The organism is Dietzia sp. HMSC21D01 (genome assembly GCF_001815995.1).
GTDB lineage: Bacteria > Actinomycetota > Actinomycetes > Mycobacteriales > Mycobacteriaceae > Dietzia > Dietzia cinnamea.
Window position 1 is genome coordinate 20,200 of record NZ_KV824007.1, and the last position, 7,048, is coordinate 27,247.

The window sequence follows — 7,048 nt, forward strand, 5'->3', positions numbered from 1 at the left end:
GCTCGCTGAGCACGAACGCCACGAACCCCGCATCCTCTCGGAGGGTGCGGGGTTCGTCGTCGTTCCGGGCCGCGCGCGGCTCGCGCCGGATCAGCTGTCCAGGCGCTCGATGATCGTCACGTTGGCGGTGCCGCCGCCCTCGCACATCGTCTGCAAGCCGTAGCGGCCGCCGGTGCGCTCGAGCTCGTTGAGCAGAGTCGCGAAGAGCTTGGCGCCGGTCGCGCCGAGCGGGTGGCCCAGGGCAATGCCGCCGCCGTTGGGGTTGACCCGCGCGGGGTCGGCGCCGATCTCCTTGATCCACGCCAGCACGACGGGCGCGAAGGCCTCGTTGATCTCCACCACGTCGATGTCGTCGATCGACAGGCCGGTCTTCTCCAGGGCGTGCCGCGTCGCCGGGATGGGGGCGGAGAGCATCATCACCGGGTCGTCGCCGCGGACGGTCATGTGGTGGATCCGCGCGCGGGGCTTCAGTCCGTACTTCTCGACGGCCTCCTTCGACGCGAGGAGGCCGGCGGAGGCGCCGTCGCAGATCTGCGAGGCCACGGCCGCGGTGAGCGTGCCGCCCTCGGCCAGCACCTGCAGCGAGGCCATCTTCTCCATGGAGGTCTCGCGCGGGGTCTCGTCGGCCTCGACGCCGGCCATGGGCACGTACTCGTTGGCGAAGCGCCCCTCGGCGATCGCGGCGCGGGCGCGGGCGTGGGACTGGAACGCCCACTCCTCCATCTCCAGGCGGGAGATGTCCCACTTGTCGGCCATCATCTGGGCGCCGTTGAACTGCGAGATCTCCTCGGTGCCGAAGCGCTCGACCCAGCCGGTCGAGCCGCGGAAGGGGTCGTCGAAGCCGTACTCGCGGCCGGCGAGCATGGCCGAGGAGATGGGCAGGGCGCTCATGTTCTGGACGCCGCCGAAGAGGATCACATCCTGCGTGTCCGACATGATGGCCTGGGCGCCGAAGTGCACGGCCTGCTGGCTGGAGCCGCACTGGCGGTCCACGGTGGTGCCGGGCACGCCGAGCGGCATCCCGGCGGCGAGCCACGACGAGCGCGCGATGTTGCCCGCCTGGGGGCCAATCGTGTCGACGCAGCCGAAGATCACGTCGTCGACGACCTCCGGGTCGATCCCCGTGCGCTCCACGACGGCCTTGATGACGTGGGCCCCCATGTCGGCGGGGTGCTGGGCGGCCAGGCCGCCGCCGCGCTTGCCGACCGGCGTCCGGACGGCGTCGATCACGTAGGCCTCGCGACTGTTCGCGCTGGTCATAACTGGTGTCTCCTCGGGTGGGGGTTGTTGTCGGGGTACGGCGGGCTCAGCCGCCGGCCAGGCCGTCGAGCACGATGTTGAGATACTGCTCGGCGATGGCGTCGTAGTCGTCGTCGCCCTCCGGGCGGTACCACCGCACGGCGACCCACACGGTGTCGCGCAGGAACCGGTACGTCAGGCGCACGTCGAGATCCCCGCGGAAATCGCCCGACTCCATCCCGCGGCGCAGGACGCCGGTCCACATCTCGCGGAACTCGGTGTTGCGCTGGCCCAGGTAGTCGAACCGCGGGTTGCCGCGCAGGTGCTTGACCTCGTCCTGGTAGATCGCCACCTCGTCGCGCTGGTTGTGGATCGCCTCGAAGGACACGGTGACCAGCGCCTCGAGGGTCTCGCGCGGTCCGAGGCCGGAGTTGACGATGCGCCGGTACTCGCCGAAGAGCGAATCGAGGAAGCCCCGCAGGATCTCGTCGACGATCGCTTCCTTGGACTTGAAGTGGTGGTAGAGGCTCCCGGAGAGGATCCCCGCGGCGTCAGCGATGTCGCGCACCGTGGTCGCACGCAGGCCGCGTTCCGCGAAGAGGCCGGCCGCGATCGACAGGAGCTCCTCGCGTCTGGTGTTGGCGGTCATGGGGACAGAGTACCAACCAAGCACTTGTTTGGGAGAGACGCACTGTCAGCGCGGGCCGCAGCACGCCGCTCCCACGGACACGCCAATCCCCCCGCGACGGGCGTCACGGGAGGATCGGTGTGGCGGGAGTCGGTGCCGGGGCCGGAATTGCCGCCCCCGGGAGGCTCCGTCAGGAGCCGAAGCCCAGGAAGACGTTGGCGACGAAATAGATCAGGGCGACCGGGACATGGAGGACGCCGTGCATCACGTCGCCCACCGAGCCGCCGGGGACGATGGACTCGACGGAGCCGTGGAGCTCGGTTGCGATGTCCGCGATCGAACCATTGATGGTCATGAGAATTCTCCGTTCAGGAAGGTGCGCAGGGCGAGAAGGGTGCGCTGGTCAGGAAGATGTCGCTGGGCGAGAAAAGTGCGGGCCGACGCGACGGACCTCGTCAGGAACCGAAGCCCCAGAAGATCTCGCTGACCAGGTAGAGGACGGCGCTCGGGATGAAGAGCACGCCGTGGATCACGTTGCCCACCGAGCCGGGGGAAACCAGTTCGTCGACGGAACCGTGGAGTTGGTCTCCGAAGTCCCAGATCGGTCCAGAGATGTTCATGAGCGGTCTCCGTTCAGGAAGGTGTGCGGGTTTAGGACGGTGGGCAGGGCGAGCAGGGTCGGGCGGACATTGAGGCAATCCTAAGCCGAGCGCCACACTTTCCTGAGCGACGTGACTATTTTGTGATATTTTCAGGTTCTGCTGTCTCGCGCCGCCTCGCTACCCGGCCGAACCGGGTCGACCTCATAGACTGCGCACCATGATCTCCGGCGTCACCTCCGCATCCCGCCGGCGCGGCCGCCGCCTCCTCGCGGCGTCCGCAGCACTCGGCCTCGCCCTGGGTCTATCCGCCTGCACCATCGGGGAGTCCGACGACGACAATGACGGCACCACCGCCCAGCAGACGTCGGCCGCCGAGACCACCACCTCCGCAGAGGAGTCGGCTGCCGCCGACAAGCCCGCCGGCGCGGTGGACGAACTGGTGCTCACAGCGGCCGAGGCACCGGACCTGGGACTGCAGCCCGTCCCCGCCGAGGAGATCGCCGGCGGCCTGAGCGCGATCGGCAGCCTAACCGAGAACATCCAGGTGGAGCCCGCGCGCTGCGCCGAGTTCAACCAGGACGCGCTGCTCGAGCAGGCCGATCCCGGGACCATGGCCATCCAGGCGGGCAACGTGGGCGAGACCTCGTTCGCGGTGGCCGTCACCACGGTGGCCGCCGAGCTCCCCGAGCGCGCCACGCAGATCGAGGACTGCCCCACCATGACCGTGAAGTTCGGCGCCGATGGCCAGGAGGTGGTCTCCGACGCCACCAACACGCTGGTCGACCTCGACGCCCCCGAGGGCGTGGAGGACTTCGCCGCCGTCCTGCAGGACAACACGACCGAACTGATGGGCCAGCGCGTGGAGAACGGCAACTTCATGGTCACCGGCGCGGTCCGCGGCATCGGCGTCTCCGTCACCGCCACCAGCAACTCCGGCCCGGTCAGCCAGGAGGTACAGGACGCCGCGATGGACGCCTTCACCAAGCAGGTCGCCAAGATCCGCGACGCGGCCTGAGCCCTCGGACGATCCGCTCCCGCGCCTAATCGGGCTCGCACAGCCAGCTATCGCCCCGGCACCCCCGCCATCAGATGCGGTGGGCGCCGAGGCGAATCTCTGCGCCCGCGGGTTCTGCGCCCGGCCAGCCGGCCGGGGCCGGGTCAGGCCCGCTGCGAGGAGATCGAGATGACCTCGCCGGTGAGGTAGGTCGTGTAGTCGCTGGCGAGCATGGCGATGGTCGCGGCGACCTCCCACACGTCGGCGGCCCGCCCGAAGGCTTCCTTGGCCGCGAGGTCGTCGAGCAGCTCCGCGGAGGCGGACTTCTCGAGGAACTTGTGGCGGGCGATGGACGGGGCGATGGCGTTGATCCGCACCCCGTAGTCGGCACCCTCGATGGCGGAGCAGCGGGTCAGCGCCATGACACCGGCCTTGGCAGCCGCGTAGTGGGCCTGCGCCCGCTGGGCCCGCCAGCCGAGCACGGAGGCGTTGTTGACGATCACCCCGTTGTGCGGCACGTCGCGGAAGTAGCGCAGCGCGGCGCGGGTCGCGCGGAACGTGCCGCCCAGGGTGATGTCCAGGACGCGGTCCCAGTCCTCGTCGGTCATGTCCACGATCTCGTTCTCGCCACCGAAGCCCGCGTTGTTGATGAGCACGTCGATGCGCCCGAGCTTCTCGGCCGCGCCGGTGATCAGCGCGTCCACGTCGGAGGTCGACTGGACATTGCAGGTGATCGCCCCGAACTGCTGGTCCGGGAACTCCGCGGCCAGCGCGTCACGGGCCTCGTTCATGCGCCGCTCGTGGAAGTCCGAGACCAACACGTCGGCGCCCTCGAGCGCGGCGCGGCGGGCGGAGGAGAACCCGATGCCGGTGCCGGCGGCCGCGGTCACCACGACCTTCTTGCCCTTCAGTAGGCCGTGGCCCGGGGTCTCGTCGGGGACGACGGCGAGGGGGGACTTGCGCTCGGTCATGACGGCCTGGCCTCTCGGGGTAGTCCGAGCACGCGCTCGGAGATGATGTTGAGCTGGATCTCGTTGGATCCGCCGTAGATGGTGTCGGAGCGGGTGAACAGGAACAGCCGCTGCCACAGCGCCAGTTCCACGTTCTCGGGATCCCGCAGGTCGTTGGGCGCGCCCTCGGACGTCTCGGTGGGCCCGGTGAGCGACTCGGCGCCCTGGACGAGCATCGCCAGCTCGCCGAGGTCGCGGTGCCAGTTCGCCCACAGCAGCTTGGCCGCCGAGGCGTTGCCGCCGGTGGCGTCGCGCTCGGCGAGCGTGCGCAGCGCGTGGGCGCGGATGACCTTCAGCCCGATCCACGCGCGGGTGATGCGCTCGCGCACGGCCGGGTCCTGGGCGCTGCCGTTGTCGCGGGCCATCTGCGTGATCTGCTCGAGCTCGCGGGCGAAGCCGACCTGCTGCCCCAGCGTGGACACGCCGCGCTCGAATTCGAGCAGGGTCATGGCGACCTTCCAGCCGTCGCCCCGCTCCCCCACGATCATGCCCGCGTCGGTGACCGCGTCGTCGAAGAAGACCTCGTTGAACTCCGAGGTCCCTGTCAGTTGCTGGATCGGGCGGATCTCGACGCCCGGCTGGTCGAGCGGGACCAGCAGGAAGCTCAGTCCCTTGTGTCGACTCGTCCCCGCCTCCGTGCGGGCCACCACGAACACCCACTGACTGAGGTGCGCGAGCGAGGTCCACACTTTCTGCCCGTCGAGGTGCCACCTGCCGTCGTCCCTGAGTTCGGCGGTCGTCGAGACGTTGGCCAGGTCGGACCCGGCGCCGGGCTCGGAGTACCCCTGAGCCCACAGTTCGGTGACGTCGATGATCCGCGGCAGGAAGCGGTCCTTCTGCTCCTGCGTCCCGTGGGCGATGAGGGTCGGGCCGAGGAGGGTCTCGCCGAGGTGGGACACCCGCGCCGGGGCGTCCGCCTTGGCGTACTCCTCGTGGAACCGCACCTGCTGGCTCAGCGACGCGCCGCGCCCGCCGTGCTCGACCGGCCAGCCGACGCAGGTCCACCCCGCCGCCGCCATGTGCCGCTCCCAGGCGAGGCGTTGCGGGAAGAACTCGTGTTCGCTACCGGGGCCGCCGACTCCCTTGATCTCGGCGAACTCGCCGACGAGGTTGGCATCCAACCAGGTGCGGAACTCCGCCGCGAACTCGTCGTCGGTCATCTCCGACGCGGGCGTGCACTTCTCGGGTGCCGAACTCTCGGTCATACGCCCACACTACCAAGCACTTGCTTGGTTTGCCGGAACCGCCCTCCGCCCACGCCGGGATCGGTTTGGATGACGCCCATGACCTCCCCCTCTCAGCCCCTGTCCGGCAAAGTCGCGTTCATCACCGGCGCCGCGCGCGCCCAGGGCCGGGCCCACGCGGTCCGCCTCGCCTCGGAAGGCGCCGACCTCGTCGTCGTCGACGTCTGCGCCCCGGTGTCCGGGTCCGCCACCTACCCCGCGCCGACGCCGGACGACCTGGCCGAGACCGTCCGCCTCGTGGAGGAGACCGGCCGGCGCGCGATCTCGGCGGTCCTCGACATCCGCGACCTGGGCGCGCTGCAGGATCTCGTTGCCCGCACGATCTCCACCTTCGGACGGTTGGACATCCTGGTCGCCAACGCCGCCGTGCTCAGCTGGGGGCGACTGTGGGAGATGCCGGAGGACGACTGGGACACGGTCATCGGCGTCAACCTCAGCGGCACGTGGCGGACGATCCGTGCGGCGGTGCCGGCGATGATCGAGGCGGGCAACGGCGGGTCGATCATCATCGTCAGCTCGTCCGCGGGCCTCAAGGCGACGCCCGGGAACGGGCACTACTCCGCCTCGAAGGCCGGCCTGGTGGCGCTGACCAACGCCCTCGCACTCGAGGTGGGCGAGTTCGGCATCCGCGTCAACTCGATCCATCCCTACTCGGTGGACACGCCGATGATCGATCCCGAGGGCATGGCCGACCTCTTCGGCCGCTTCCCGTCGTTCCTCCACAGCTTCTCGCCGATGCCCCTGAAGAACGCCCGCGTGGACGGCGCGAGCACGCTCGCCGACTTCATGCCGCCCGAAGAGGTCTCCGAGGTGGTCTCCTACCTCGCCGGCGACGGTTCGCGGTCGATCTCCGGTGTCCAGCTCACGGTCGACCGGGGAGCGCTCAAGTACTGACGCCGCCAAACCAAGCACTTGCTTGGTAGGGTGCAGGCCATGAGCACCACCGTGGAGACCACCCCCGCCGCCCTGCGTCGCGCGGCCCGGTCGTGGCCGGAGCGCGAGGCGATCGTCGACGTGCAGCCCGGCCAGGACACCCGCTGGACGTGGGCGCACCTGCTCGACGAGGTCCGCCGGTTCGCCGCCGGCCTCGTCTCGCGCGGGATCGCCCCCGGTGACCGCGTGGTGATCTGGGCACCCAACACCCGCCACTGGGTGGTCGCGGCGCTGGGCGTGCAGTTCGCGGGAGGCACCGTCGTCCCCGCGAACACGCGCTACACCGGGAGCGAGACGCTGGAGATCATCCAGCGCACCCACGCGGTGGCGGCCGTGGTCGCGGGGACGTTCCTCGGCACCGAGCGGATCGTCGACCTCGTCGACGCCGCCGGGGCCAC

9 protein-coding genes are annotated in these 7,048 nt (G+C 70.1%); 3 read left to right on the forward strand and 6 right to left on the reverse strand.

All coding sequences use genetic code 11. The features are described 5' to 3' along the window. Positions 1-90: 90 nt before the first annotated feature. From HMPREF3086_RS12595 to HMPREF3086_RS19040, 4 genes are all read right to left on the reverse strand, one after another. A complete protein-coding gene (locus tag HMPREF3086_RS12595; RefSeq protein WP_070722185.1) occupies positions 91-1,260 on the reverse strand; it encodes an acetyl-CoA C-acetyltransferase in 1,170 nt (389 codons plus the stop codon). A gap of 46 nt (positions 1,261-1,306) precedes the next feature. Next, positions 1,307-1,888, reverse strand: a complete 582-nt coding sequence (locus tag HMPREF3086_RS12600; RefSeq protein ID WP_070722187.1) for a TetR/AcrR family transcriptional regulator — start codon at positions 1,886-1,888, stop codon at positions 1,307-1,309. Between the two features lie 169 nt (positions 1,889-2,057). Then, positions 2,058-2,222: a hypothetical protein gene (locus HMPREF3086_RS19035; RefSeq protein WP_168169092.1), complete on the reverse strand. Its 165-nt coding sequence runs from the start codon at positions 2,220-2,222 to the stop codon at positions 2,058-2,060. A 100-nt stretch (positions 2,223-2,322) separates the two neighbouring features. Then, a complete protein-coding gene (locus tag HMPREF3086_RS19040) occupies positions 2,323-2,487 on the reverse strand; it encodes a hypothetical protein (RefSeq protein ID WP_168169093.1) in 165 nt (54 codons plus the stop codon). Positions 2,488-2,686: 199 nt separating this feature from the next. On the opposite strand from HMPREF3086_RS19040, the gene HMPREF3086_RS12605 reads away from it, so the two are divergent. Continuing rightward, entirely contained in the window at positions 2,687-3,484 is a 798-nt protein-coding gene (locus tag HMPREF3086_RS12605; protein WP_070722189.1) for a hypothetical protein, read from the forward strand. Positions 3,485-3,627: 143 nt separating this feature from the next. Here HMPREF3086_RS12605 and HMPREF3086_RS12610 read toward each other — a convergent pair whose 3' ends face one another. After that, positions 3,628-4,434, reverse strand: a complete 807-nt coding sequence (locus HMPREF3086_RS12610; protein WP_070722191.1) for an SDR family oxidoreductase — start codon at positions 4,432-4,434, stop codon at positions 3,628-3,630. Continuing rightward, positions 4,431-5,678, reverse strand: a complete 1,248-nt coding sequence (locus HMPREF3086_RS12615; protein WP_070722193.1) for an acyl-CoA dehydrogenase family protein — start codon at positions 5,676-5,678, stop codon at positions 4,431-4,433. Before HMPREF3086_RS12615 ends, HMPREF3086_RS12610 begins: the two co-directional genes overlap by 4 nt. 78 nt (positions 5,679-5,756) lie before the next feature. Between HMPREF3086_RS12615 and HMPREF3086_RS12620 the strand changes: the two genes are divergently transcribed. Together HMPREF3086_RS12620 and HMPREF3086_RS12625 are read left to right on the forward strand one after the other, a co-directional pair. Next, a complete protein-coding gene (locus HMPREF3086_RS12620) occupies positions 5,757-6,611 on the forward strand; it encodes a mycofactocin-coupled SDR family oxidoreductase (protein ID WP_070722195.1) in 855 nt (284 codons plus the stop codon). Between the two features lie 39 nt (positions 6,612-6,650). After that, positions 6,651-7,048: AMP-binding protein (locus HMPREF3086_RS12625; protein WP_141764080.1), on the forward strand; the 398-nt coding region annotated here is incomplete at its 3' end.